The organism is Mucilaginibacter pankratovii, assembly GCF_014773265.1.
Lineage (GTDB): Bacteria > Bacteroidota > Bacteroidia > Sphingobacteriales > Sphingobacteriaceae > Mucilaginibacter > Mucilaginibacter pankratovii.
This window is the reverse complement of record NZ_JACWMY010000016.1, coordinates 150,031-176,841: the sequence shown is the minus strand read 5'-3', so window position 1 is coordinate 176,841 and position 26,811 is coordinate 150,031. Positions and strand designations below refer to the sequence as shown.

The window sequence follows — 26,811 nt, the reverse complement described above, 5'->3', positions numbered from 1 at the left end:
TGAACAACCTGCAACTTAAAGGCAAGGCTATAATCGCGCTGACTGCGCCGATCGCTTTGTTTTTTTCTTTCTTTCATATAAGTCAACTTGGGTGTCAACTTATTTCAGGACGGGACAATGGGAATAAAAAAAGCCCCGTTCTATCGGAGCTTTTTAATTATTTAGGGTGTTTCGGTAAGATACCGAGGTATTTTAGTGATTAATGCAGCACCAAAGTCTGTTTCCTGTCGGGCCCTACAGATAACCATTTTACCGGTACGCCCAGTTCGGCTTCCAGGTAATCGATGTATTTCTGCAGTTTCTCCGGGATCTCGTTTAGTTCGGTAATACCGGTTAGGTCTTCGTTCCAGCCGTCGATCTCTTTTAATACCGGGTGCGCATCAACCGAGCAGATATCATACGGCATGTAGTCAATCTGTTCGCCCAAATAGTTGTAGTGGGTGCAGGCGTATATCTTGTCGAAACCACTCAATACGTCGGCCTTGGTCATTACCAGTTGGGTAACGCCATTCAGCATGATAGCATATTTCAGGGCAGGCAGGTCTATCCAACCGGTACGGCGTGGGCGACCAGTAGTTGCGCCAAATTCGTGACCTATGCGGCGTAGTTCTTCTCCTGTTTCGTCGTTCAGCTCGGTAGGGAAGGGGCCGCCGCCAACGCGGGTACAATAGGCTTTAAAAATGCCTATCACGTCGCCGATCTGGCGCGGGGCAATACCCAAACCGGTACAAGCTCCTGCTGCGGTAGTATTTGATGAAGTAACAAAAGGGTACGAACCGAAGTCGATATCCAGCATGGCGCCTTGTGCGCCTTCTGCCAATACTTTTTTGCCATCCTTAATATAGTTGTTCACCAAATGCTCGCTATCCACCAGCGGGAACTGTTTGATAAAATCAATGGCCTCAAAAAACAATGCTTCACGCTCGCTAAAGTCAGCTACTTCGCCATACATGGCCTGCAGCATGGAGGTGTGTTTATCAACCAGTTTTTGGTAGCGCTCTTTAAAATCGGGCAGGGTGATATCGCCGATGCGTAAACCATTGCGGCCGGTTTTATCCATATAAGTTGGGCCGATACCTTTTAAGGTAGAACCAATTTTGCCGTCGCCCATTTTCTTTTCAGAAGCGGCATCCAGCAGTTGGTGGGTAGGTAATATCAGGTGCGCCTTTTTGGCGATCATTAAGTTCTTTTTGGCCAGCAGATCGTGTCCGGCATCTTTTAGTTTGTCAAGCTCTTTTTTAAGGGTGATAGGATCGATAACTACACCATTGCCAATAAGGTTCATGGTATTATCAAAAAATATACCCGAAGGGATGGTGTTTAAAACAAATTTTTTGCCTTCAAACTCTAAGGTGTGGCCGGCATTCGGGCCGCCCTGGAAACGGGCTATCAGATCATAACCTGCACTTAGTACATCAACAATTTTACCTTTACCTTCGTCGCCCCACTGGAGGCCTAATAATACGTCAACAGCCATTAATTAATATTTTGATAATAGAATGTAGTTTGAATTTATTTTATTGGATTAAGCTCCGGAGTAGTCCCAGGGTTCACGTACAAATGGTTTAATATCGTACTTGAAATCTTTAATATCGATATTGAAAATAGTGCAGCAAAAATTTGCATCCCTTGCGTCAAGTACTTTAGAATTAACTATTTCCGTTCGCCATCTTTCGTGGCCATAGAAGTTTACAAGTGCGCGGAAATCTTTCTCTGTTCCATTGTTTAACACCCGTTCCATCACATAACGCGCATTTTTCTCGTAGTCGATCTTATCCATATCAACATCCCAAAAGGCCTGTTTGCTTAGAATTGGCTTATCCATGTTTATTGTGCTTTTCTGTCGCAAAAGCCATCGCGCAGTTTAATGCAGTTACCGTATAGGTTTAGCGAATGGTGTTTGATCTCGAACTTTAAAATGTCGCCCATCATGCTTTGGATCTGCTGGATGCGCGGGTCGCAAAATTCTACCACCTTACCGCAGTCGATGCAAATGATATGGTCGTGCTGTTTATAGCCGTAAGATTTCTCGAACTGTGCCATGTTTTTACCGAACTGGTGCTTGGTTACCAGGTCGCACGATACTAAAAGTTCTAAGGTGTTGTATACCGTGGCGCGGCTTACGCGGTATTTCTTGTTCTTCATGTGGATGTATAAACTCTCCACATCAAAATGGTCGCTGCGGGAGTAGATCTCCTCCAGTATGGCAAAGCGCTCGGGTGTTTTCCTGAGGCTCTTGTTTTCGAGGTAGGCCTCAAAAATCTTCTTTACCAATGCAATGGTTTCCTGTACAGGCATAATGTTAAATTAACCCTCCAAAGGTATTAATTTTTTTAGTAGAGACGCAATATTTTGCGTCTCAGAATATACAAGTGTTTATTTGCAAATCAATTAGCATAGCGGGAGACGCAAAATATTGCGTCTCTACATTTACGAAGCTTTCTCCACCGCCGAATCAAACCGTTCTACCGAAGTAATACCTTTTATCTGCAATATCTTTTTGGTAAGATTATTCAAATGCTCGGTATCATTCACGTAAATCATTATCGATCCTTCAAAAATACCATTGTCACTATCTACCGTGATAGATCGGATATTTACCTTAAAATCGTTTGATATAACGGTAGTAAGCTTGTTGATCAGCCCCACCTCATCAATGCCACGGATGCGCATCCCGGTTAAAAACGCCAGTTCCAGCTGTTTGGTCCATTTGGCTTTCACAATGCGGTAGCCGTAGTTAGCCATCAGCTTTGCAGCGTTGGGGCAGTTGGTACGGTGGATCTTGATCCCGTCGCCCACGGTTACAAAGCCGAAAACATCATCGCCCGGGATGGGGTTACAGCAATTGCTCAGCTTGTAATCTATCTTTTGCAGGTCCTCGCCAAAAAGCAATACGTCGCTATCTTTGGTTTTGATGTTGCGCACGAGCGATTGTAACTGCTCGTTCTCAATTTTATCCTGCGGTTTGTTCTCTATAACTTTTTCGGATGCCTGGTATTCCTTCAGGTCCTTCATGTCTATCAGGCCCTTGGCCACATTGTAGAACAGGTCCTGCGTGGAAGTGAGCTTAAAAAAGTAGCTTAGCTTATGAATATTCTCAGAGTTGTAGGTGATCTTCAGCGATTTTAGCTTGCGCTCCAGTATCTCCTTGCCATCCTCGGCTATTTTGCGTTTTTCTTCTTTAAGTGCCGATTTTATCTTGGCTTTCGCTTTAGCGGTAACCACAAAATTCAGCCAATCTTCCTTAGGCGTTTGCTTGCCCGAGGTAATGATCTCTACCTGGTCGCCGTTTTGCAGTTTGTAGCTCAGCGGTACCAGTTTGTGGTTCACTTTGGCGCCAATACAGCTTGCTCCTACATCGGTGTGGATCTCAAAAGCAAAATCCAGCGCCGTGGCATTCAACGGCAGTTGGATCAGCGCACCTTTTGGTGTGAAGATGAAGATCTCATCACTGAAGAGGTTCATCTTAAAATCATCCAAAAAGTCCAAGGCGTTCGAGTCGGGGTTCTTCAGCATATCGCGTACCTTTTGTACCCATTGGTCCAGGCCACTATCTGTGCTCGATTCTTTATATTTCCAGTGCGCCGCGAAACCTTTTTCGGCGATTTCGTTCATCCGTTTGGTACGGATCTGCACCTCTACCCATTGCCCGCGCGGGCCCATTACGGTAGTGTGCAAACTTTCGTAACCGTTTGCCTTTGGCGAGGAGATCCAGTCGCGTAATCTGTCCGGGTTCGGTCGGTACAGGTCGGTAATAATAGAGTATGCTTTCCAGCAATCGGCCTTCTCGCTTTCAGGCGTACTGTCTAAGATGATCCGGATGGCAAAAAGATCGTACACCTCCTCAAAGGGGATCGATTTCTTCTTCATCTTATTCCATATCGAATGGATAGATTTTGGCCTGCCGAAAATATCAGCATGAAGATCCTGGTCGGCTACTACTTTTTGCACCGGCTCCACAAAATCGCGGATGAATTTTTCGCGCTCGGCCTTCTTCTCGTTCAGCTTGGCTTTAATGAACGAGTACATATCCCGCTCCATATATTTCATGGAGAGGTCTTCCAACTCTGACTTTATGGCATATAAGCCCAGGCGGTGTGCCAGCGGGGCATACAGGTACACGGTTTCCGAGGAGAGTTTCAGCTGCTTATCGCGCGGCATAAACTCCATCGTACGCATATTGTGCAGCCTGTCGGCCAGTTTTATCAGTATCACCCTTACATCATCGGCAAGGGTAAGCAGCATCTTTCTAAAGTTCTCGGCCTGCAGCGAGCTATTGGTATCAAATACGCCCGAGATCTTGGTAAGGCCATCGATAATTTTGGCTACTTTTTTACCAAATTCCAGCTCAATATCTTCCAGCGTAACATCGGTGTCTTCCACCACATCGTGCAGCAGCGCGCATACAATGGAGGTGGTACCCAGGCCTATCTCTTCGGCGGCTATCTGGGCTACCGCAATAGGGTGGTATATATAAGGCTCGCCGCTTTTACGGCGCATATCTTTGTGGCTCTCCAACGCCATATCAAAAGCCTTGCGTATCATGCGTTTATCCCCCTTTTGCAGGGTAGATTTACTTGCACGCAGCAAAGCCCGGTAGCGTTTTAGTATCTCCGTTTTTTCGGCTTCCAGGTCAATCACTAAATCTTTCATGTATCTGCGTAAGTACTATATAATATCACCAACTTGCAACAATATTTATTATTGCAGGTTGTTATAAAATAATGGAATAAAATGCGTTAATTTTGTGTTCAAGTAAAAATATGAAAATTATTGCTTCTCTGCTTGTATTTTGTTGCTTATGTGGCGGTTTAAAGGCGCAGGTAGAGAAAACTGCCCCGCCGGTTATACTTGGCAAAAATGATACCATCAAAACGCTGATGACAAAGCTTGATGGCGAATTGGTGCCCTGGATAGTTACGCCCGAGGTACGCATTGTTGATACCCGCATTTTTGCGAGCACGCAGGACAGGGCAAACTTTTATCGCTTGCGTTACAACGTAATGAAGGTATTGCCTTACGCGCAGTTTGCAGGCAAGCGCTACCGCCAGCTGCAGCGCGATTTAGCTTTAACTGCCGATAAAAAACAGCAGAAGGCATTAATGAAGGCTTGCGAAACAGAGATCAAAGACATTTTTAATAAACAAATTAAAGACCTCACCATTACACAGGGCGAGGTATTGATAAAACTCATTAACCGCGAAACGGGTAACACCAGTTATGCCATGGTTAAGGAACTTAAAGGCGGCTTTAACGCCTTTGTGATACAATCGGTAGCGAAGATTTTTGGGCACGACCTGAAGGAAACGTACGACCGAGAGGAGCAGCGGGATATCGAATCGATACTACAAACCGCGGGCTACAATCCCAGCTATAATTAATGGACAACAAAAATATTTACGGGTTTAACGTTAACGCGTTAGATGGCGAGCCTATCAGCCTTGGCGACTATAAAAATAAAGTGCTGCTGGTAGTAAACACCGCCTCCGAATGTGGTTTTACCCCGCAACTGAAGGATCTGGTAGAACTGAAGAAAGAATTTATGGGGCAGGATTTTGAGATCCTGGCTTTCCCATCCAACGACTTTGGCGGGCAGGAGCCTTTAGAAGGCCAGGACATTGCCACCTTTTGCAGCAATTACGGTAATAACTTCCCGGTGTTTGATAAGATAAGGGTACGAGGCCCCTATGCCGACCCGCTTTACAAGTTTTTAAGCGAGAAGAAAGAGAACGGCGTACTTAACTCTGTTCCCCGCTGGAATTTTCACAAGTTTTTAGTAAACAAGGATGGCGCGGTTGTTGATTATTTCTTCCCGTTCACCAAACCAACATCTTCCAAGATCAGGAAAAAGATCCAGCGCTTGTTGGCTGTGGCTGATCAATAATTACAATTTTTTTATGCTGAAATTAGATATATTAGTTTTGCCGGTACACCCGGATGACGCCGAACTTGGTTGTGCCGGTGTGATACTGAAACACATTGCCCTTGGCCACAAAGTAGGCATTGCCGACCTTACCCGCGGCGAACTCGGCACCCGCGGCACCGCCGAGATCCGCGACCGTGAAGCGGCCAAAGCCGCCGAAATACTGGGTTTAACCATTCGCGAGAACCTGGAACTGCCCGATGGATTTTTTGAGAACACCAAAGAGTACCAGCTGAAAGTAATAGCCGCTATACGCAAGTATCAGCCCGATATTGTGATAACCAACGCCTACCATGACCGCCACCCCGACCATGGCCGGGCGAACGAACTGGTAGAAGCCGCCAGCTTTTTATCGGGCCTGCGCCGGATAGAAACCTTTGGTGCCGATGGCGAATTGCAGGAAGCATGGCGCCCCAAACAGGTGCTTCATTTTATACAAGACAGGTATATAAAACCCGATATTATAGTTGATGTAACCGACTATTGGGATAAAAAGATAGAAAGTGTGTATGCCTACGGATCGCAGTTCCATAACCCGGAGTATAATGAGGATGAACCGCAAACCTACATCTCATCGCCCGATTTTATTGAGCAGATACAGGGCCGCGGCCGCGAATTTGGCAAAAGCATCAACGTAAAATACGCCGAAGGCTTTACATCGAGGAAGATTTTGGGGGTTGATGATCTGATGGAGTTGAGGTAGAGGTTAGAAGCGAAATTACCCTAATGTCATTGCGAGGAGCGAAGGGTGGGATTGTGCGAAGGCGCGACGTGGCAACCTCATAGGGCAAGCGTCCGTGATTTGCATACTCGTTAAATGTCCTATGAGGTTGCCGCGCTATCGCTCGCAATGACATACTGCAAAAGGTTAAACAACAAAGGCCGCTCATCGAGCGGCCTTTGTTGTTTTAAACGCCTACGTATTCAAAGCGGTTGTGTTCGTTGCTTCTTTCTCGCTTCAGTTTATTCTCTTTGGCAAGCTTTAGCAGGATGCCCGATAATTCTGAAGTTTTGAAATCCGAGTCGAACTTGTCTTTGCAATATTCGGCAATGGAGGATATCGAGTGCGGTGTTCTGAAGAAATCGCTCGAAAGCAATTGGTTCAGCACCTTGGTGGCACCCGGTTTTTTACGCCTTTGTACGGTAAGGCTTTGCTCGTCGTCATTTTCACCCCTGGGCTTACGGCCCTTTTTATTGAAAATTTCTGATCCTTCCGTTTCCACCCTCTCTGTTTCCATAATCTCGTCTAACAGCCTGTCTACAACTCTTACTTGTACGGCTTCAGACTGGAAAGAATTAACAACTTCGGCAATCTCTACCAGTTGTTTTTTTAATTTTTCAATTTGTCTGCTCATTTTCTAAAATAGTACCCCTGTTTTAATATTGATATAAGTTAATGTTTTACAATTTGTTAACTAAATTATTATACGCTACCTGCGCATTATATAATAGTTAATAATATATAATAACGCTAAAGTGCGATTATAGTATACTGCAAACAAAAAAAGCACTGTTTTACCTAAAACATGCGCTGTATCAATATTATTACATTGATATTATAGTGAGGGCAATATTTTTTCGATGTTGTATAAGCCTTCGTCAATATGTTCCTTTTCGATGATCAGCGCCGGGCGGAAACGGATGGTACGGTCGCCGCAGCCGAGGTACATGATGTTGTTTTCCAAGCCTTTATCAATAAAAGCGGCACGGGTGGCTGCGTCTGGAAAATCAAACGCGGTGAGCAAACCTTTGCCGCGTACGTTGGTAACCAGGCCACTTTTATCCGCTATTTTTTGCAATCCGTTTTGCAGGTAAGCGCCCGTTTCAGCAGCTTTCGCGCATAATCCGTCCTCTTCAATAATTTCCATGATTTTGGCCGAGCGGACCATATCCACCAAACTGCCGCCCCAGGTAGAGTTGATGCGCGATGAGATCTTGAAAACATTGTCCTCAATTTCATCAACCCGGTTGCTTACCAGGATTCCACATACCTGCATTTTTTTACCAAAGGCAATGATATCCGGGCGGGCCTTTTCGCCAAAATGCTGGTGCAGCCAAAACTTGCCGCTTAGCCCTACGCCGGTTTGTACCTCATCGTAGATCAGCATGGCCTCGTATTCGTCGGCTATTTGTCGTAATTGCTCCAGAAACTCCCGGCGAACATGCTTATCGCCACCTTCAGACAGAATGGGTTCGATGATGATGGCGCAGATATCATCCGGGTTGTTGGCGAAGGCCGTGCGGATCTCGGCTATCGATCTTGCTTCGCGGGCAGCCAGGTCTACAATATTATTCTCGTTCAGCGGGAAATGGATCTCGGGTAACGAAACCCTCGGCCAATCAAATTTGGCAAACCATTTTGTTTTTACGGGCTGGGTATTAGTTAAACTTAAAGTATAGCCCGATCGACCGTGGAATGCATTCTCAAAGTGCAGCACCTTGTGGCCCTTTTCCTGCGTGTGGCCTTTGGCAAAGTTCTTTTGCACCTTCCAGTCCATAGCCACTTTAAGGGCGTTCTCAATAGCCAAACTACCCCCGGCAATAAAAAAGGCATGTGGCAGGTAGTCGGGGATGCCTACGCGACCGAATGTTTCTACAAACTGGGCATATTGTTCGGTATAGATATCAGAGTTGGACGGATTGGTGAGGGCCGCCAACATCAGGTTCTTTTTAAAGGCCTCGTCGCCCAGCATTTTGGGGTGATTATAACCTAAAGGCACAGATGCAAAGCAGGTAAAAAAATCCAGCAGGGTACGCTTGTTTTTGGCATCGTAGATGTGGACGCCCTGGCTCTTTTCCATATCAAAAGTAAGGTCGAAACCATCGGCGAGGATATGCTTGCTGAGGGTGGCCTGTACGTTCTGAGGAGTGATCTGTGAATGGCTCATAAGTATAATTTAGTTTTAACAAATCTAACAAAAAGGGCTAAATAACAATAATTTAAAGGTTTTTGAACCGATTGGCAAAAAAGTAACTTTAAATTAACTAAACATAGTTTTTGTACCAAAGAGGGAAAGAGTATATGTGCAGATGTGCAGATTTCAGATGTGCAGATGATGAAAAAATGCGCAAAATTACCACCACGTCATTGCGAGGCACGAAGCAACCTCTACGCAGGACAAGCCACTATCCAGGTGGTCATGCAAAGTCGGGAGATTGCTTCGTGCCTCGCAATGACGCGTGGGTAGAGAGTAATTAAAATCTATCTTTCATCCCCATTAATCCCCAAATGCCGCCGGTATGGATGGCGAGTACTTTGTCACCCGGTTTGAAATAATTCTTAGCGGCCAGGTCGTACAAAGCGTACAGCATTTTGGCGGTGTAAACGGGTTCTATCAGGATGCCGGTTTTGGCAACGAATTGTTTGATGAAACCGATCAACTCGGGTGTGGTTTTGGCGTAGCCGCCGAAGTGGTAATCCAGGTGCAAGTAGTAATCGACTGGCGTGGTTACGTATTTGTCTATCTCATCCTTTATAAAACCACCGTTCTTAAAAACGGGGACGGCGTTAAAGCGGGTGTTTAGTTGGTGCTGATGGATGCCGTTGATAATACCTGCTGCGGTGGTGCCGGTTCCGCAGGCGCAGAAGAGGTGATTGTATGTTTCGGTGAGCTCGCTAACCAGTTCACTGCAACCTGTGGCCGCCTCTGGTGATGCGCCGCCTTCGTCTATAAAAAATGCATCGGTATCGGTTCCAAAGTATTTATTAAACAAGGTGGGTTTGTCGCGGTAGCTGTCCCTGTCGGTAAAAATCAACTCCATTCCATGCAGGCGGCACATAAAAAGGGTATCGTTCTGCACATCCTCGCCACGTACAAAACCGGTTGATTTAAAGCCAAACCTGGCTGCAGCGGCAGCCGTTGCCAGCAGGTGGTTGGAATATGCACCGCCGAAGGTTACCAAATGGGTCTTATTTTCAGACTGTGCTTTTTGCAGCACATATTTCAACTTTCGCCATTTATTCCCAGATATCAGCGGGTGGATCATGTCATCACGCTTAATAAAAACCTCGATGCCTTTCACCTCAAATAACGGATCGGTTATTTGGTGGATTGGGCTGTAAATATCGAGGGCGATATGCATGGAGGCGAATATAAGCAAAATGGTAAGCCCCCAGCCCCCTGAAGGGGGAGCTTTTTGATTAGCTGAGCTGTTGTTATGGCAAGTTGACTCACCCGCCGACGCTACGCTGGGCCGCCCTCTGTCCGCAAGCGGAAAGAGGGCTGAGCTTCAATTTCTCAATCTCTTTCTTCACCCTCTTTGCTGTATAGAGGGTCGAACAGCGCAGCGCTTTCGGGGTGAGTTAAATAACCACCATGCAAATCCCGGCCTCAACAATCAAAAGCTCCCCCTTCAGGGGGTTGGGGGGCGGGGCTATTTTTCTTACTTTTGCGCCATGGCAGCAGAGGATACCCAATTAATAGATAGCGACGAGCAGGACCTTTTTGAACACTTGCGCGTGGTGGTTGATAAAGGGCAATCGCTGTTGCGGATAGATAAATTTTTGATGCACCGCGTGGAGAATGCATCGCGTAACCGCATCCAGAATGCCATTGAAGCGGGCAATGTACTGCTGAACGACAAACCCGTTAAAGCCAGCTACAAAGTAAAGCCGATGGATGTGATCTCCGTTGTGCTGCCACATCCGCCGCGCGATACCGAAGTTTATCCCGAAAACCTGCCCATCAATATCGTTTACGAGGATAATGATGTGCTGATCGTAAACAAAGAGGCGGGCATGGTGGTGCATCCGGGGTATAATAACTATACAGGAACATTGGTAAATGCGCTGGTTTACCATTTTCAGCAATTGCCAACCTTGCCGGGCAACGACGGCCGCCCCGGACTGGTGCACCGTATTGATAAGGATACCTCGGGGTTGCTGCTCATCAGCAAGAACGAACGCAGCATGAACTACCTGGCCAAGCAATTTTACGATCATACCATCAATCGTAAATACCTTGCCCTGGCATGGGGCGACATTGCCGAAGACGGCACCGTGAGCGGCTATATTGGCCGCAGCGTTAACGACCGCCGGGTGATGTCGATATATGATGACCCGGAGAAGGGCAAATGGGCCGTTACACACTACAAAGTGCTGGAGCGCATGGGTTATGTTACCCTGATAGAATGCAAGCTGGAAACCGGCCGTACGCACCAGATCCGCGCGCACATGCGGCATATTGGCCACCCGCTGTTTAGCGATGCCATGTACGGCGGCGATAAAATTTTAAAGGGTACGGTGTTTAGCAAATACCGCCAGTTTGTAGAGAATTGCTTCGAGATCATGCCACGGCAGGCCCTGCACGCGCAATCGCTGGGATTTTTACACCCCTCGCTAAAAAAGGATATTTATTTTGAAGCAACTTTACCGCTTGATTTTGAAACCGTTTTGGACAAATGGCGCAAGTACAGCAAGGCAGATTTAAAAGATGGTATTTAGGGGATGAGAACAAATGCCACTTTTGCTGGTTGATAGCCAAAATAAAACTTAATATTTTGATAATTTTTTAAGTTTGCAGATGTTAAATAACGGCGCAATTCTCACATCTAAAATCTCATACCTCAAATCTTAAAATGTCGGCCAGGTACATCAATTTTAACGGCGAAATACTCCCAGAAGATAGCATATTGCTTACCATTGCCAACCGCGGCTTTAAGTATGGCGACGGGCTGTTTGAGAGTATGCGCCTGATGAAGGGCAAACTGCAATTTGCCGAACTGCATGCCGAACGCCTGCAGCGCGGTATGAAGGCGCTTAAGATAGATGGCTACTCGCAGGCCGATACCTGGTTTTTGCGCGAGCAGGTGGAGCAGCTTGGCCGCCGTAATAAGATCCGCCATGGCCGCGTACGTCTTACCGTTTATCGGGACGCCGAGGGCCTGTATACGCCCAGCCAAAATAAAATGGGTTTTTGCATGGAGATAACCCCTTTTGAGGAACCCCGCTATTTTTTGAATGAGCGCGGCCTCATTATGGATATTTACAGCGAATTGCCCAAGCCGCTTAATTACTTGTCTACCATAAAAACTTGCAACTCGCTGCTGTATGTAATGGCGGGTTTGTTTAAACAGCAAAATAAGCTTGATGAGGTTTTCCTGCTGAATGCAAACGGTTTTTTATGCGAGGCTGGGGCTGCCAATATTTTTGTTTGGTACCAAAACCACCTGTACTCCCCCGCCCTTAGCGAAGGCTGTGTGGAAGGCGTAATGCGCCAGGTAGTGATTAAATTGGCCCAGGATAGCGGTATCCCCATTACCGAAGCCCAGATCAATCCCGAGATATTAAACGAAGCCGATGAAGTGTTTTTAACCAACGCCACCAGCGGAATACAATGGGTAATGGGTTACGGCGTAAAACGTTATTTCAACCGCGTAAGCAAAGGGTTGATGGATGAGTTGAATAAGTTGTAGGGGAAAACAATAACACGTTGTCATTTCGACCAAGCGATAGCGAGGGAGAAATCTTGTTAGCTGTGCAAGGCTCACCACCAAGTTCATGACTTTGCAGCAACGAGACTTAGCAAGAACAACAAGATTCCTCGTCGCTACGCTTCCCTCGGAATGACACGGTGGGAATTACCCTTCCAAAACCCCCATCCTTATCCCTGCCAATATCCCATCCCATAAGGCTAACCTTGCTTGCAGGGCTGCCTTAACAGACGTTGTAGCTTCCATCCATTTGTTGTCGTCGTCTCCGCAGAGTTCGGCGGTCATCTGGTAGGCGAGTTGGGAATGGTGGTCGCCGTCTACCTCTATGTGGCGTTCCAGGTAGTAGAGCAGGATCTCTACTTTGCCGGGCAACTGGCCGTTTAACTTCTTCACCATTTCTATAAACATACCGGGTATCAGATCCTCGCGACCGAAGGTGAACACGGCGGCAGTGAGGTGGCTTTTAGCCGCGGCTATTACATCAAAGGTGTGCGTTACAAATTCGCGGGCGGCGACAGGAATATCTACGTTTGCTAAGGCATCGGTCACATTTGGGTAGATGCTCAGTTGCTTAAACAACGACAGTATAGCCGATGCATCGCACCCCGCCTGTTCCATGGCTTTTAAATATAGTTCGAAATGGCTGGTGCGCTCGCCGGTATGGTCCACATCGCTTTCTTCGCCGGTTACAATTTCGTTGATGAGGTAGCGGGTATTGGCGTTGCCAACGGGCATCCAGGGCAGGGTAGTGCAGGTTAAATTTTGCTGCAAAGCTTTCAGTAGCGACATAAAATCCCATACCGCGAAAATGTGGTGCTGCATAAATACATGCAGGTCATCTTTCGTATTAATGTTATGGTAAAGCGGGTGGGCTATAAGTTGCGCGCGGAGCGGTTCTATTTCGTTCTTTAATTGCCTTATTCTTGCGTTCTGATTCCTCATGGTAGAAAAATAAACAGCAAAAGTAAGGTTTTGAATTTTTGCGCCAGTTGTTTTATCCAAATTCCCGGGTAACAATCCGTGGATTTTACAATCAAATTAATATATCTTTAAGCATGACAACCAAAACCTTATTACCTGTCCTATTACTTTGTGTTTGCTTCCTCGGCTGTGGCCGCGAAGTTGAAAAAGCAGATGCCGGCAAAGCCGAAGTTCCCGAACCTTTAAAGGATAAATCGTCCGCCGCTCTGTTGGTAAAAAGCGATGTAAGGCGTTTCTCAGATGGATCTTTGGTGGATGAATTATATAATGATCTGGCCGAAAAACAACCCGAATTGCAAACGCTGGAGAGCCAGCTGAAAGAATTTTATGCGGCACGCACAGACAGTGTTGAAGCTTTTGATAACTACTACGCAAAATCCGATAGTTATTACTCATCAGCTAACTCATTGCTGCTAAGTATTAAGGATTCGGTTTTAAAACAAAGATTGGGTTTGTTGCTGGAGGCAAGTAAAAATAAACTCCAGAAAAAAACGAGCCGTTTTTCCATGTTGATAGCAAACGCGGATAAGGAATCCCGAATTATGGAGGATTACCACCAGGCACTTAAACTGGTGGCCACGCTGCCGGTTATAGAAACCTACCAGGATAAAAACATGCCAGGCATAAAACCGGTGCAAAAACTATCTGATGAGGCAAAAAGGCTGAACAATAAAACGCAGGCTTTAGTTAAAAAATACGGTGGTAATTAACGGAGGCCTTTAAAATTTATTTCCCCTCAAAAATTCCTCAATACCCATGCGTTTTTTGCCTTCCAGCTGCACATCGGTAACGCTTACGTAACCATCAGGGGTGGTGAATTTCAGGTGGGTTTTGTTATCGGTTACAAAGGCCCCGGCAGATACGCCCGGTTCGGTTACCTCAAAGGTAGCGTTGTATATTTTCAGCACCTTACCATCGATAGTGGTGTAGGCAGTAGGCGAGGGGCTTAAACCACGGATACGGTTGTAAACCTGTTCGGCGGGCTGATTGAAATCTACCAGGCAATCTTCCTTAAATAGTTTTGGCGCGTGTTTCAGTTCGACGCCTTCGGTAAAATGGTCCTGCGGATGCTGGCTGTAGCGGCCGCTTTCTATCCCTTTTACGGTTTTTACCAGTAAGCCTGCGCCTTTGTTCATCAGCCAGTCGTGCAGGTCGCCGGCGGTTTCGGTACCTTTCAGGGTAACCTTTTCGGTAAAGAGGATGTGCCCGGTATCAATATCATGGGTAAGGAAAAACGTGGTAACGCCGCTTTCTTTTTCGCCGTTGATGATGGCCCAGTTAATAGGCGCAGCACCACGGTATTGGGGCAACAGCGAGGCGTGCAGGTTGATAGTGCCCTTTGGGGGCATATTCCAAACCACCTCGGGCAGCATCCGGAAAGCAACCACTACCTGCAGATCGGCTTTCAGGGCTTCCAGTTCTTTTAAAAAATCGGGGTTCTTTAGTTTTTCGGGCTGCAGCACTTTCAGGTGATTGGCCACGGCATATTGTTTTACGGCAGATTCGTTTACTTTCTGGCCCCGGCCTGCGGGTTTATCGGGCGCGGTAATAACGGCCACAACATCGCAACCGGCGGTTATTAAAGCATCGAGCGACGCAACGGCAAACTGGGGGGTACCCATAAAAATAATTCTCATCTGCTTATAAGATTAAGATGTAGCAAAATAAAAAAGAGCTTAATAGCGTTGCGGTGTTCAACCGCGGCTGCTATTTGTACAGCAGGTACTTGCTGCGTGTTACCTTGAAATTTGATAGGGCAGGCTCCCAGCTTTGTCTTATTTCAGCCTCCGTTTTACCGGCTATGATCTGCTTTTTCAGCACATCGTTGCCGGCAAGTTTGTTGAAGTAGGCTATAAAAAAGTGTTCCTTATCGGGGTACGCTTTATAAAAGCTGATCAGCCACGCTAAGTTAAGCTTTTTCTGTTGCCTTAGGGTGTCGGTATTATAATCTTTTAAGCTAATTCCATAACAAATTTGGTCTTTTAGGGGCGGATTATCGCTCATGCCCGGGATACTCACCGGTTTAAACGAAAAAGGGTACTTTCCTTTAAGCAAGGGGCTACCCAGGATCTGGAAGGGCTCCATGGTTCCCCGGCCCAAACTAATGTTGGTGCCCTCAAAAAAACAGATGTGCGGGTACAATAATATAGACTGGTCTGAATTTAAATTTGGCGATGGGCCAACAGGTAATTTATAAGGCTTATCGTGGGTGTAATTTGCAACTTTAAAGATCTTAAGCCTGCATTGCACCTTGTTCTTCAGCCAGCCCTCGCCATTTATCATCTGGGCATATTCACCAATGGTCATCCCGTGTACTACGGGGATAGGGTGCATCCCCACAAACGAGCGGAAGGCGGTGTCCAGCGTTGGTCCGTCTACAAAATAGCCATTGGGGTTTGGGCGGTCTAATATCATCAGCTCGATGTTATTTTCGGCGCAGGCCTCCATTACGTAGTGCAGGGTGGATATGTAGGTATAAAAACGCGTGCCCACATCCTGCACATCAAATATCATCAGGTCCAGGCCTTTCAGGTCCTCCGCGGTTGGTTTATAATGCTTGCCATAGAGCGAAATAGCGGGCAGGCCGGTCACCGGGTCGGTACTGTCGTTTATGGTGGCGCCGTTAGCGGCATTGCCCCTGATGCCGTGCTCGGGCCCGAATATCTTTTTCACCGCCACACCCAGTTTCAGCAGGCTATCAACCACGGGCACTTTCCGGGGGCCGATAATTGATGTTTGGTTTACCAGCATCCCTATGTTTTTACCTTTCAAGTAATCGAGGTAAACAGGCACCTGGTCGGCGGCCGGGATAAGCAGAGGTGTTAATTTTTTAATGGCCAGCTTGCGCTCTCTTTTGGGTGTTTGCGCCAGGTTATCGCAGGTAAAAAAAAGGCAGCAAATAACGGCGGCGGGCAGCAATATTTTTATCCTCATCATAAATTTATCAACTTAAAGCAAATTTAAAAGCGGCTTGTTTAACCTTAAAAACGCATATTTGCGAAGGTACAAAAATCATTCAGCATTGAGTTTCGCCCGTTTTATATCAAGCCGCATTACACTAAAGAGTAAGCGTACATTTTCAAAATTAATTGTACGCATCGCTATCGTTGGCATTATGCTGGGGCTTGGGGTGATGATTCTTTCGCTGGCCGTTATCAGAGGATTTAAACAGGAGATCCGCGGAAAAGTTCGCGGTTTTGCCGGCGATGTGCAGATCGTAAAATCCGACCTGAACAATTCTTACGAAAACTCCTCCTTTATCCCGGAGGCCGACCTCCCCACAAAACTAAAAACCAATAAATACATCACCGCCATAAACCCCTATGCCACCAAGCCCGGAATTATTAAGGCCAACGGCGAAATAGAAGGCGTGGTGATGAAGGGCGTTGATAAAAATTACGACTGGAAGTATATTAAAAAAGCGCTGGTAGCCGGTACCGTGATAGATTTTAGAGACAGCGCCGAAGCCATGAAGCAGGTGATGATATCGCAGGTGACAGCTAACCGCCTCAGGCTAAAGGTCGGCGATGACCTCATCATCTACTTTATACAGGAAACCCCGCGCAGGCGAAAACTAACCATAAAAGGTATCTTTAGCATTGGTGTGGATGAGGTGGATAAAACTTTTATTATTGGCGACATCAATCTGATAAAACGCCTTAACGATTGGAGCAAAGGCGAAATTGGCGGCTACGAAGTGCGCGTGGCCGATTTCGACAGGATAAACTCCACGGCCAACTGGATAGACAACAAGTTACCTATCCTGCTAAAATCGTACACGGTGTTTGAAAATTACCCCGCCATATTTGAATGGCTGGGCCTGCTGGATGTAAATACGGTTGTAATGTTGGTACTGATGACGGTGGTAGCGGTTATTAATATGATATCGGCCCTGCTGATCATGATACTGGAGCGAACAGCTATGATAGGTATGTTTAAGGCCATGGGCGCGCGCAACTGGGTTATCCAAAAGGTTTTTCTGTACAACGCAGCGTACCTGATAGGGATAGGGCTGTTGCTGGGTAATTTATTGGGCCTTGGCTTAGGTTACTTTCAGCTGTACACCCACTTTTTTAAACTGGACCCGGCGAGTTATTACATGACCTTCGTACCGATCCAAATCGAAATAAGCGACGTGATCTTGTTAAATATAGGTACGCTTGTAGTATGCCTGCTGGTATTGATTGTGCCGAGTATGCTGGTTAGCCGCATCTCGCCGGTGAAGGCGATAAGGTTTAAGTAGGAGGAAGAGCTCATTTCGGTAATAATATCGAATGCCGAAGTTTTACCTTCATTATTAGATATTAATTCGGATTTATCCCTTGTAATTTCCAGCCGCTAACCGCTGTCACTAAAAAATTCTATATCCCAGCCCGATCCTTATCACTTTGCTATGTGCATTGTGCGATCCGCCGCCGATGTAGCCTCCCATGTAGTTAGATATCCCATTGGCGTAGCTGGCATTGAGACTGAACTTATTCAAACTGGCGACAAAGCCAATGCGCAGCCTGAAATCTTCCGTTACAGTGGTGCGGTCAAGGTCGGTGGTGTAAGTATCACCGTTACTACCTTTAGCCGAGCCTTTTTCGTGGGTGCTGCTGATGAAACCAATATCGGTTCCCGCCAATATATCAAGCTTTATTTTTGCGAGAGGTATGCGGTACCCTATATAAGGGTTAATGTTGATAATGTTGTTTTTTAATGCAGTGCTGCCATTAGCATCAAAATTGTTAGCAGGGCCGCTGCTAACCGGAACAAAGGAGCTTACCCTGTTAATATCTATCTTGCTTTTTAATTGCTCATAAGCGGCTTGAAGCCCTACCAGAAATCCGCCCTTGCCAACCAGTTGTGCCTGCCCGCCTATGCCATAGCCAATACCAAATTTATTGCCATAGGGGTTGTTTGTATACGATTTGATAGCGTTATTATCTGAGCTGGCATTAATAAATGAAACCGACTCGGAAGACGTACCGCTGTACCTAAACAAACCCGAATAAGCGCCAACTGTAACCTCCGGTTTTTGTGCAAATAACGTTATGCAGGCAAACACCAAAGTAACGCTTAGTAGAAGTTTCTTCATTTTTTGGTTGCTTTAAAATTGAATTTAAGGTTAACACCACCCGAGCCAAAATGGATAGACTGGGTACCCATGCCGCCAAGCGGGTATTTCAAAAATGGCTCGATAACAAGCCGGTTTGTTTTACCAATAGGAAAGCCGGTGCCGAAAGAAAGATTTAGCGTTTTACCAAAATAAAAACTGTTGAAACTTTTCGTGGACGTTTGATCCTGCGTGGTAACGCTGTTGTTACCAAAGCTGTTATTGTGGTAAGCGTACCGGTAAGTGTAGCGCTCATCTATAAACGTACCCGAGCTTAAGCCGGCCGATACGTAGGTATCGCTCTTCTCGGGGTTAAATTCGTATTTAATATTGATAGGGATATCTAACCCAACAAGGCTGGCGTTATAATTTTTTAGTTCGGCTACCGAGGCTGCCGGGCTAAATGAGCCGCTCTGTTTAATATCCGGCGCTGCAGCGGCGGCAAATGCCCGGCTATCTACACCTGTTGCCGGCGGCAACCCGGCATAACTCAGTGTATTCTGCGCAAGCGAAATACCCGTAGAAAGTTTAACCCTTTTACCCAGGCGGATATCCGAAGTAAAGCCCGCACCGGCGTTTACCTGGTTGGCGCTGCCTTCGGCATAGTTGATATAAGTAGCCGCATACACACTGAAGTTTACTTTCTTTAATTCCTTCTTATCTGCCTTTTGTTGTGCTATCTGAGGCTTGCTGTCCTTAAACAGGTCATCAATGGTTTTAACAGGCTGCTTTGTTATTACAGGGCTGGCTTTGCCATTTGCTGCGTCGGTTTGGCTGTTAATGGTAACAGGTACATCAATTTTGGCCACCTGTTGCTGGTCGGTTTTAACAATTGCCGGTTTTTGTACATCGGGCAGGGTAGTTGTGTTTACAGGCGCTTGTTTGTTTACAGGCGGGGTAGCCGCAACGGTGGTAGCGTTTTGATCTTGTTTCGCGATACTGGTGTTTTTGTTGCCATCTACAACAACAGGCAGGGCATTGGCATTGCCAAAAGGGGCGTATTGCTTCCCTGCCGGTTTGTTATTCCCGGTAATGTAGGTATCGGATGCCGCCGGTGTTAAAGCCTGGCCCTTAGTTGCCCTATTAGTGTTTATTGATGTATCATTGATATTGCCCTGCTGCGGTTGCGCAGAAGCAACGTTGTTTTGTACTGCCTCAGCGTGTTTTACGCTATCGGTTTGTTTAGTAGCGTGGTTTAGTGGTTGGTTATGGTTTACAGCCAAATTTGTGCTTGCATCGGGTTTATTGATCAGCCACAGGCCTACACCTAAAAATACCAATAAAATAGCTGCGGCGCTACTCCACCAAAGCCAGGCAATTTTGCGTTCCTGTTTCACCGGGAACTTTTTGCGGAGTTCCAGCCACGCTTCATCGGCCGGAGGGAATTCGTAATTATCAAACACCTCCGTGATGCGGCTCTTTAGTTTTTCATCAAACTGCTCATCCATGGCTTTGTGTTTCTGTTGTTAATAGCTGCCTTAACTTATCTTTGGCCCTGCTTAAATAAACCCTTGATGAACTGGCCGGCAGGTTCAAAATTTTACCTATCTCATCGTGGTTGTAGCCATCTATCTCGTACATGTTAAAAATGGTAAGTTGCAGTTGCGGCAGGCGCTTCATCAACTTTAAAATGTCCTGTGCGTTTAAACTCTCAATGGCGCTGGCGCTGCTGCCCACGCCAACCGCGTTATCCAGGTCGGTAGTGGCCTGGTGCTTTAATTCTTTGCGGCGCCTGTCTATAGCTGTATTTACCACTATGGTACGCAGCCAAGCCCTAAAGGGTTTATCGGTATTATATGTATCTATATTATTAAACACTTTTATAAAAGCATCATTTACAACTTCTAAGGCATCATCCTGGTTAAGGCTGTAGCGCACGCTTATACCCATAGCATAGCCGTAAAACTGCTTATACAGCAATTCCTGGTATTTGAGGCTGCCTGTTTTGCATTTACTTACTATTTCGTCTTCAGTAATGCGGTGGGTTAGATGCATTAAATACTATTAGTTCTGCTAAGTGTAATAATTACGGTTGTTTATTGTAAAACGCTACACCGGGTTGCGGGTATTTTAAAAGAAAATTCCTGTGACCGTTGTAAGTGTGGCCACAGGAACAAAAATATTGAATGCGTTTGTTTAATTTACCTTTTTAAGGTCGTATTGTAAGCTGAGCGTATCGGAACTATTGAGCACCATTTGCAAAACGCTGCTGTTATCGTAATAATAAGCATAGTACCCGTATAAATGTATTTTAGGATCGGAAGCAGAGTAGGTTGCATCCTGAAACGCAAGTGCATTTCCAACTACACTATAACCGCCTTTACTGCCTGCATGCAGGGTAGCTGTATCGCCCAATACCTTATAGGTGCCCCCGCTTTCCAATACTAACTGTATAGTGGCTTTAGTGGTATCAATTTTTGTTGCGCCCTTAGCACGGTGTAATTTACGAAATTGACCGTTAAAAGTGCCCGTTGGCACCGGCACCGGATCGGCTGGTTTGTTGGGCGAACAGCTGGTTGCTAACGCTATTAATATGGTTAAAGCCGGCAATAGATAAGTAAATCTTTTTTTCATTTTATGTTAAGTTATAAAGGGTTACGAGGCCGGTACTTAAAACGTTACAAGTATTATAATATTTTTCACGATTTTTTTGCTTCGTTCCAAAATACGTCCATCTCCGCTAAATTCATATTCTGCAGTTGTTTGCCCTGCTCTTCGGCCCTGCTTTCGAGATACTGAAACCGCTTGATGAATTTACGATTAGTTTTCTCCAGCGCGTCTTCGGGGTTAATATTGATAAAGCGTGCGTAATTAATGAGCGAGAACAGCAGGTCGCCAAACTCCCCTTCTGCTTTTTCCTGGTCAATAGCAATATCATCGGCAACGTTAAACTCATCTTTAAACTCCTGCAGTTCTTCTTCCACCTTGGCCCAAACCTGGCCTTTGTTATCCCAATCAAAGCCAACACCGCGGGCTTTCTCCTGTATGCGCGATGCTTTTACCAATGCGGGTAATGATGCAGGCACCCCCGCCAGTACCGATTTATTCCCCTCTTTTAGTTTTATCTGCTCCCAGTTGCGCTTTACGTCTTCCTCGCTGCTAACCTCGGTATCGCTGTAGATATGCGGGTGGCGGTTGATCAGTTTATCGCAAATGCTGTTAAGTACGCCCGTAATATTAAAATCATCCGTTTCGGATGCGATGCGCGAGTAAAATACCAGGTGCAGCATAATATCGCCCAGCTCTTTTTTTATCTCCTGCATATCGCCGCCCAGTATGGCATCAGATAGTTCGTAAGTTTCTTCGATGGTGAGGTGGCGCAGGCTTTCGATGGTTTGTTTTTTATCCCATGGGCAATTGGTGCGCAGGTCATCCATAATGGTAAGCAATCGTTCGAAAGCGCCTGAAGGCGTAGCAGAAGCAATAGGAGCAGTTAAAGGCATATGATATTATATGAGTTAAACAAAGATAGGGAACAGTTTTCAGTTGGCAGTTTGCGGTTTGCAGTTTCCAATTTTCAGTTGGTAGTTTTTAGGCTGCAATATGCTGCTTTTGTTAAAACAACAATTACGGTTTAGTAGTGCCCACTGCTAACTGCTAACTGAAAATCGCCCTTAGCATTTCCCGTTTGCCCGGTGCGCCGGGGGCCTTCTCTACCTTTAGGCCCAATGCTTTGATGATGCGTTTTAGGTTGCCGGTAATGGCGTAGGTAACAAATACGCCGCTGGGCTTTAAAAAGCTAAGGGTGTGCGTTATAGCGGCCTCGTTCCACATTTCGGGCTGGTGGGCAACGGCAAAGGCATCAAAATAAATAATATCGAATTTTTGCAGGGAGGTGAACGCCTGTAGCTCGCTGTGTGCGGTTTGCAGTTCTACAAATGGATTTAATGGTATTTTAGTTTTTAGCGATGCAGGGTAATGCTGTAAAAAACTTCGCCAGGTAGCCTCGTTTACATATTTCTCATAACCGGTTTGGCTGATCATGTCGGCGCTTAACGGATAAGCCTCTATGCCGGTATAATCTAATTTTATTTCCCGGCTGGTGCAAAGATCGGCACTCAGTAAAAAATTAAGCCCGGTGCCAAAGCCTACTTCTAATATGCTAACAGCCGAAGGAGGGGTGGGGCTCAGATCAAAAAAATACGCTAAGCCTGCCTGGAGGAACACATGCCGGCTTTCTTGTACAGCGCCATTGCGCGAGTGATAGTTTTCGCCAACCTGCGCGTTGTAAATGGTGTTGGAACCATCGGCAGTGGCAACTATTTGTAAATTATTTGTGGATTGATCTGCGCTCATGATAGCGCCAAACTTAACGAATATTAATGATGTGGATTATACAGGAACACAGGGAGAAAAGAAATAGCCAGCGCTGTAAGCGATCACCCACTGCTCAGCATTTAACACTAAGCTACCATAGCCAGCAGGCTGTTCAGCTTGTGGCAATACTCGGGCAATGATAATCGCCCGCTATCGTAAGCGGCAACCAATTCATCCAGCTGTTTGGCTATATCGCGGCGGCTATCGGCGTTTAATTCGGGTTTTATTGCTTTTAGCTTATTGTTAATAGCCTTTGCCACAAAGAGGGGCTGTACATCGCGGGTTTGTGCCAAAATACTGCTCATTTTAGCGCGCTGGTGTTTATCGTATTTTAAAATTAAGTAAACTATTACTGTGCCTACTAATAGGAAAAAGAAAAAAGTTGTAATTGAGTTAGAAAATATCGCGTCCATCTTGTACTGGTGTAATCTGCTATTTATTACGAGTTTGTTAGCCAATAGGTTGCAAAAAAAATTAATTTTGGCGCAATTATTTTTTAGCCAATGTATCACCTGTAAGCAATAATATCACCTGTAAACAATAAGTAACTACGCGTGTTTAGCACATGGAGGCAGGGCTTGGTTTGCAAAATTGATATTTATCCTTATTTTTGAAAACACTAAAGCAGCTGGGTTGCAAAAAGGAGTACTTAGCCCCCGTACATATTTGCAACCGCATAATTTAAAAATTACATCTGCAAACACACTAAGTACAGGTTTATGGGCATCAAAAAAGGCGTTCTAATCTACGAGTCGGGATTTAGAAAAGATAACGTAGGCGATTATGTGCAGAGCCTTGCAGCGCTGCAGTTTCTGGGCAACAAGGCAGATATTTATTTAAACCGCGAACAGCTGGATCAATACAGCGGCGAACAGGTTGCGCTGATTATGAACGGATGGTTCACTCACCATCCCAAAAACTGGCCGCCATCAAAAGATATCCTGCCGTTTTTTATCTCTTTTCATCTGAATGTATTAGCACAGGAACATTTTTTAAACACCCCCAAAATTGTTGAATACTTAAAGCAGTATGCGCCCATCGGCTGCCGCGATCGCAAAACTGCCGAAGTGCTGAACGCAAAGGGTATCGAAGCCTATTTTTCGGGTTGTTTAACCCTTACCCTGGGCGAAACTTATGGTAACCCGCAAAAAGAGCGTAAAGCATATTTTGTAGATACCAAGTATGAGCCTATTAAGAGGGATGCCTCCATTATCGGCTTTAGCTGGATCCTGCTCAGCAAATACAATATTATTAAAACCATTTCTCAGCGCCGCTCGGGTTTTACCAGTTTACGCTGGATGATCCGTGCAGCCAGCTTTTATAAAAGCTACTCGCCCTATTTTACCGACGAGGTTTTAACACAGGCGGAGTACGTAAAACACGCCGACCCGCTTAAAACCTATGCCGATGAGGATGAAAAGCTGGAATATGCCCGCGAGTTGCTGCATAAATACGCTAAAGCCGCTTTTGTAGTAACCAGCCGTGTACACTGCGCGCTGCCATCGGTAGGGATGGGTACCCCGGCCATTTACGTGAACGACCTTAACCAGGGCGAAGTAAGCGAATGCCGTATGGATGGCCTGCTTGAACTTTTTAACGTAATTGATTTTGAGGACGGTAAACTTAGCCCGCGCTTTAAATGGGATGGCCGCAAAATTGGTTTTGATACCCGGTTAAGTAATAGCCCGGCTTATTTAAAACTAAAACAGGGGCTAATGGCCAAAGTAAAAGCCTTTGTTGCCGAAAATAATATTAATATCCTTAGAAATTTAGCAGGATTGGTTCTCCTACTTGAAACTGTTTAATATTGACAATACTAATAAGGCCATTGGATAATAGCAATATACGGCGCTGATCATGTTTAATCGGCCAATCCTTAATCGGCGTTAAACCCGCGCACAGCTTTGCAGTCATACTAAAAACAATAACGCACCTTTTGCCTTTATAAGGGGTAGCCAGTTTATAACCAAATAATGCCTGCAAATAATTCAAAAACACAGGGTTTGTACCCAAAAACAATCGTATATCTTTGCGCCATGTTTTTTAAGCCGCTTACAAGGGCCGTGTTGCTTTCTTGTACTATACTTTTTTTGGCCGGGGCTTGCCCGGCGTTTGCCCAGTCGCCTGGTAAAACCGAAGACTCTACCGGGGCGTTCCGTTTCAAAACCATCGTTATCGATCCCGGGCACGGCGGTAAAGACCCCGGTGCCCATGGGGCTTACTCCAACGAAAAAGCTGTGGCGCTAAGCATAGGCAAAAAGCTGCGCGACGCACTTAACGACCAGCTCCCCAATATCAATGTCATCATGACGCGCAGTACCGATAAGTTTATCGAACTGCACAACCGTGCCGAAATTGCCAACGAGAACAAGGCCAACCTGTTTATATCCATCCATTGCAATTCTACGCCGCAGCGTGTAGGCACCCGCCGGGGCGCCATGTTGCTATTGTATGGTTTCCACCGCAAGCAGGAACAATTGGAGGCCCTGCGCGAGAACGCCTCCATTTACCAGGAAAAAGATTACCAAAAAAAATATAACGGCTATGGCGAAGATGCCGCCATGAACGCCATTGTGCTGGCCGCTTTTCAGCAGCGTTACCGCAAGCAAAGCGTACAGTTTGGCGAGTTGCTGAACACCGAGTTCACCGAAACAGATGGCCGCCCAAGCGTTGGCGTAAAAGAGCAGGGCGTACTGGTGCTGCAGCAAAGTGGCATGCCGGGTCTGCTGATAGAAACAGGTTTTATCAACAATCCCGATGACGAAAGGTACCTTAATTCGGACGAGGGGCAGAACCAGATAGTGCAATCCATCATCCGCGCTATAAAAAAATACAAGGCGGGTTTTAATAGTTAGGCAGGTTTTATTTCTAAAAAACTTTGCTTGCTGGTTTTTTGTTTAACTTTAAGTGCCCCTGTTAAACATTAAACCACATCTAATGAAACCTGTAAATCATCTTTCGCGCCGTAGTTTTATTCAAAAAAGTTCTATTGCTGCCGGGGCGCTTATGCTTGGCAATACTATTGCTGCACTTGCCGCCGGTAAGAAAATGGGTATTGCCCTGGTTGGCCTGGGCGGCTACAGCCGCGGACAACTGGCGCCAGCTTTGCTGCAAACCAAAAACTGCTACCTGGCAGGTTTGGTTACCGGCACACCAGCCAAAGCCGAAGAGTGGTCAAAAAAATACAACATCCCGCAAAAGAACATCTACAATTACCAAAATTTTGATGAGATAGCCAAAAACCCGGATATCGATATCGTATACATTGTGCTGCCGGTAAGTATGCACAAAGAGTTTACCATCCGTGCTGCGAAGGCGGGCAAGCATGTGATATGCGAAAAGCCTATGGCATTGAACGCTGCCGAGTGCCGTGAAATGATTGCCGAATGCAAAAAAGCCAAAAGATTATTGTCTATAGGTTACCGTCTGCATTTCGAGCCGCATACACAGGAGGTAATGCGCCTTGGCCAGAAAAAGATTTTGGGTAAAGTAACCAAACTGGATACCGGCAACGGTTTCACTTATGGCGGCGACCCGAACGCCTGGCGCCTGAAAAAGGCGCTATCCGGTGGTGGGGCGCTGATGGATATGGGCATTTATTCTATACAGGGTTCGCGCTATACATTGGGCGAGGAACCCATTGCCGTTAAAGCTACCCAGGAAAAAACCAAGCCCGAACTATTTAAAGAGGTAGACGAAACCATATTTTGGGAACTGAAATTCCCCGGCGGCGCAAAGGTTACCGGCAAAAGCAGCTATAACAACAACTGGGGCTACCTGCATGTAACCACCGAAAAAGGTAATTTTGAACTGGATCCCGCCTTTGGTTACGGCGGCCTGGACGGTAAAGTGAATGGCAAACCCATGGACATCCCCAACATTAACCAGCAAGCCGCCCAGATGGACGATTTTGCCACCTGCGTAACCCTCAACAAACAAAGCCGCGTACCCGGCGAAGAAGGACTGAAGGATATGAAAGTGGTAGATGCTATTTACCGTAGTTTGGATAGCGGCAAATGGGAGAATATATAGCGATTTCACCGATTTTAGATAGGATTAC

28 protein-coding genes are annotated in these 26,811 nt (G+C 46.0%); 11 read left to right on the top strand and 17 right to left on the bottom strand.

Going from position 1 to position 26,811, the window contains the following annotated elements:
- Window positions 1-203 (top strand): hypothetical protein (locus IDJ77_RS27735; RefSeq protein WP_224751231.1); only part of this gene is annotated, 203 nt, incomplete at its 5' end.
- Here the strand turns inward: IDJ77_RS27735 and IDJ77_RS25420 are convergent.
- The 4 genes from IDJ77_RS25420 to IDJ77_RS25405 all read right to left on the bottom strand — a co-directional run bounded on the left by IDJ77_RS25420 (window position 200) and on the right by IDJ77_RS25405 (window position 4,653).
- Window positions 200-1,477 (bottom strand): adenylosuccinate synthase, encoded by a 1,278-nt coding sequence (locus IDJ77_RS25420; RefSeq protein ID WP_191191801.1) that lies wholly within the window; start codon window positions 1,475-1,477, stop codon window positions 200-202. The genes IDJ77_RS27735 and IDJ77_RS25420 overlap by 4 nt on opposite strands.
- A 48-nt stretch (window positions 1,478-1,525) precedes the next feature.
- A complete protein-coding gene (locus tag IDJ77_RS25415) occupies window positions 1,526-1,825 on the bottom strand; it encodes a DUF6922 domain-containing protein (RefSeq protein ID WP_191191800.1) in 300 nt (99 codons plus the stop codon).
- 2 nt (window positions 1,826-1,827) lie between these two features.
- Entirely contained in the window at window positions 1,828-2,298 is a 471-nt protein-coding gene (locus tag IDJ77_RS25410) for a Fur family transcriptional regulator (protein WP_191191799.1), read from the bottom strand.
- A 132-nt stretch (window positions 2,299-2,430) separates the two neighbouring features.
- Window positions 2,431-4,653, bottom strand: coding sequence for a RelA/SpoT family protein (locus IDJ77_RS25405; RefSeq protein WP_191191798.1), 2,223 nt, complete (start codon window positions 4,651-4,653; stop codon window positions 2,431-2,433).
- Between the two features lie 110 nt (window positions 4,654-4,763).
- On the opposite strand from IDJ77_RS25405, the gene IDJ77_RS25400 reads away from it, so the two are divergent.
- From IDJ77_RS25400 to bshB1, 3 genes are read left to right on the top strand one after another with little or no spacing between them, the layout of a single operon-like run.
- The gene (locus IDJ77_RS25400; RefSeq protein ID WP_191191797.1) at window positions 4,764-5,381 is read left to right on the top strand and encodes a DUF4294 domain-containing protein; all 618 of its coding nucleotides are present in this window, start codon (window positions 4,764-4,766) and stop codon (window positions 5,379-5,381) included.
- Window positions 5,381-5,884 carry a glutathione peroxidase gene (locus IDJ77_RS25395; protein ID WP_191191796.1) on the top strand — a complete coding sequence of 168 codons (504 nt, stop codon included), beginning with the start codon at window positions 5,381-5,383 and terminating at the stop codon, window positions 5,882-5,884. Before IDJ77_RS25400 ends, IDJ77_RS25395 begins: the two co-directional genes overlap by 1 nt.
- 16 nt (window positions 5,885-5,900) lie before the next feature.
- A complete protein-coding gene (gene bshB1 / locus IDJ77_RS25390) occupies window positions 5,901-6,626 on the top strand; it encodes a bacillithiol biosynthesis deacetylase BshB1 (protein ID WP_191191809.1) in 726 nt (241 codons plus the stop codon).
- A gap of 205 nt (window positions 6,627-6,831) precedes the next feature.
- Here bshB1 and IDJ77_RS25385 read toward each other — a convergent pair whose 3' ends face one another.
- The 3 genes from IDJ77_RS25385 to IDJ77_RS25375 all read right to left on the bottom strand — a co-directional run bounded on the left by IDJ77_RS25385 (window position 6,832) and on the right by IDJ77_RS25375 (window position 10,006).
- Window positions 6,832-7,278 (bottom strand): hypothetical protein, encoded by a 447-nt coding sequence (locus IDJ77_RS25385; protein ID WP_191191795.1) that lies wholly within the window; start codon window positions 7,276-7,278, stop codon window positions 6,832-6,834.
- Window positions 7,279-7,479: 201 nt separating this feature from the next.
- On the bottom strand, window positions 7,480-8,811 hold the full coding sequence (gene lat / locus IDJ77_RS25380; protein WP_191191794.1) for an L-lysine 6-transaminase: 1,332 nt from the start codon (window positions 8,809-8,811) through the stop codon (window positions 7,480-7,482).
- Between the two features lie 307 nt (window positions 8,812-9,118).
- The gene (locus IDJ77_RS25375) at window positions 9,119-10,006 is read right to left on the bottom strand and encodes a 1-aminocyclopropane-1-carboxylate deaminase/D-cysteine desulfhydrase (RefSeq protein ID WP_191191793.1); all 888 of its coding nucleotides are present in this window, start codon (window positions 10,004-10,006) and stop codon (window positions 9,119-9,121) included.
- A 313-nt stretch (window positions 10,007-10,319) separates the two neighbouring features.
- Here IDJ77_RS25375 and IDJ77_RS25370 point away from each other — a divergent pair, with 313 nt between their 5' ends.
- Window positions 10,320-11,366: an RluA family pseudouridine synthase gene (locus tag IDJ77_RS25370; protein ID WP_191191792.1), complete on the top strand. Its 1,047-nt coding sequence runs from the start codon at window positions 10,320-10,322 to the stop codon at window positions 11,364-11,366.
- Between the two features lie 134 nt (window positions 11,367-11,500).
- Complete coding sequence (locus IDJ77_RS25365) at window positions 11,501-12,337, top strand: aminotransferase class IV (protein WP_191191791.1); 837 nt, start codon at window positions 11,501-11,503, stop codon at window positions 12,335-12,337.
- 165 nt (window positions 12,338-12,502) lie between these two features.
- On the opposite strand, the gene IDJ77_RS25360 is transcribed toward IDJ77_RS25365, so the two are convergent.
- Window positions 12,503-13,297, bottom strand: a complete 795-nt coding sequence (locus IDJ77_RS25360; RefSeq protein WP_191191790.1) for a DUF3050 domain-containing protein — start codon at window positions 13,295-13,297, stop codon at window positions 12,503-12,505.
- Between the two features lie 113 nt (window positions 13,298-13,410).
- Between IDJ77_RS25360 and IDJ77_RS25355 the strand changes: the two genes are divergently transcribed.
- The gene (locus tag IDJ77_RS25355; RefSeq protein ID WP_191191789.1) at window positions 13,411-14,046 is read left to right on the top strand and encodes a hypothetical protein; all 636 of its coding nucleotides are present in this window, start codon (window positions 13,411-13,413) and stop codon (window positions 14,044-14,046) included.
- A gap of 9 nt (window positions 14,047-14,055) precedes the next feature.
- Here IDJ77_RS25355 and fmt read toward each other — a convergent pair whose 3' ends face one another.
- Together fmt and IDJ77_RS25345 are read right to left on the bottom strand one after the other, a co-directional pair.
- A complete protein-coding gene (gene fmt, locus IDJ77_RS25350) occupies window positions 14,056-14,973 on the bottom strand; it encodes a methionyl-tRNA formyltransferase (protein ID WP_224751230.1) in 918 nt (305 codons plus the stop codon).
- Window positions 14,974-15,043: 70 nt separating this feature from the next.
- Window positions 15,044-16,273 (bottom strand): exo-beta-N-acetylmuramidase NamZ family protein, encoded by a 1,230-nt coding sequence (locus IDJ77_RS25345; protein ID WP_191191788.1) that lies wholly within the window; start codon window positions 16,271-16,273, stop codon window positions 15,044-15,046.
- 85 nt (window positions 16,274-16,358) lie between these two features.
- Here IDJ77_RS25345 and IDJ77_RS25340 point away from each other — a divergent pair, with 85 nt between their 5' ends.
- Complete coding sequence (locus IDJ77_RS25340) at window positions 16,359-17,579, top strand: ABC transporter permease (protein ID WP_191191787.1); 1,221 nt, start codon at window positions 16,359-16,361, stop codon at window positions 17,577-17,579.
- Window positions 17,580-17,687: 108 nt separating this feature from the next.
- On the opposite strand, the gene IDJ77_RS25335 is transcribed toward IDJ77_RS25340, so the two are convergent.
- The 7 genes from IDJ77_RS25335 to IDJ77_RS25305 form a co-directional block, all read right to left on the bottom strand.
- On the bottom strand, window positions 17,688-18,416 hold the full coding sequence (locus tag IDJ77_RS25335) for an outer membrane beta-barrel protein (RefSeq protein ID WP_191191786.1): 729 nt from the start codon (window positions 18,414-18,416) through the stop codon (window positions 17,688-17,690).
- A complete protein-coding gene (locus IDJ77_RS25330; protein ID WP_191191785.1) occupies window positions 18,413-19,882 on the bottom strand; it encodes a hypothetical protein in 1,470 nt (489 codons plus the stop codon). The genes IDJ77_RS25335 and IDJ77_RS25330 overlap by 4 nt, the downstream gene beginning before the upstream one ends.
- A complete protein-coding gene (locus tag IDJ77_RS25325) occupies window positions 19,875-20,429 on the bottom strand; it encodes an RNA polymerase sigma factor (RefSeq protein WP_191191784.1) in 555 nt (184 codons plus the stop codon). The genes IDJ77_RS25330 and IDJ77_RS25325 overlap by 8 nt, the downstream gene beginning before the upstream one ends.
- 141 nt (window positions 20,430-20,570) lie before the next feature.
- Window positions 20,571-21,008, bottom strand: a complete 438-nt coding sequence (locus IDJ77_RS25320; RefSeq protein WP_191191783.1) for a hypothetical protein — start codon at window positions 21,006-21,008, stop codon at window positions 20,571-20,573.
- 65 nt (window positions 21,009-21,073) lie between these two features.
- The gene (gene mazG / locus IDJ77_RS25315) at window positions 21,074-21,877 is read right to left on the bottom strand and encodes a nucleoside triphosphate pyrophosphohydrolase (protein WP_191191782.1); all 804 of its coding nucleotides are present in this window, start codon (window positions 21,875-21,877) and stop codon (window positions 21,074-21,076) included.
- A 154-nt stretch (window positions 21,878-22,031) separates the two neighbouring features.
- The gene (gene mnmD, locus IDJ77_RS25310; RefSeq protein WP_191191781.1) at window positions 22,032-22,730 is read right to left on the bottom strand and encodes a tRNA (5-methylaminomethyl-2-thiouridine)(34)-methyltransferase MnmD; all 699 of its coding nucleotides are present in this window, start codon (window positions 22,728-22,730) and stop codon (window positions 22,032-22,034) included.
- Window positions 22,731-22,837: 107 nt separating this feature from the next.
- Complete coding sequence (locus IDJ77_RS25305; protein WP_191191780.1) at window positions 22,838-23,056, bottom strand: hypothetical protein; 219 nt, start codon at window positions 23,054-23,056, stop codon at window positions 22,838-22,840.
- 414 nt (window positions 23,057-23,470) lie between these two features.
- Between IDJ77_RS25305 and IDJ77_RS25300 the strand changes: the two genes are divergently transcribed.
- From IDJ77_RS25300 to IDJ77_RS25290, 3 genes are all read left to right on the top strand, one after another.
- Window positions 23,471-24,556 carry a polysaccharide pyruvyl transferase family protein gene (locus tag IDJ77_RS25300; protein ID WP_191191779.1) on the top strand — a complete coding sequence of 362 codons (1,086 nt, stop codon included), beginning with the start codon at window positions 23,471-23,473 and terminating at the stop codon, window positions 24,554-24,556.
- A gap of 168 nt (window positions 24,557-24,724) precedes the next feature.
- Window positions 24,725-25,606 (top strand): N-acetylmuramoyl-L-alanine amidase family protein, encoded by an 882-nt coding sequence (locus tag IDJ77_RS25295; RefSeq protein WP_191191778.1) that lies wholly within the window; start codon window positions 24,725-24,727, stop codon window positions 25,604-25,606.
- Window positions 25,607-25,688: 82 nt separating this feature from the next.
- Window positions 25,689-26,783, top strand: a complete 1,095-nt coding sequence (locus tag IDJ77_RS25290) for a Gfo/Idh/MocA family protein (RefSeq protein WP_191191777.1) — start codon at window positions 25,689-25,691, stop codon at window positions 26,781-26,783.
- Window positions 26,784-26,811 lie beyond the last annotated feature (28 nt).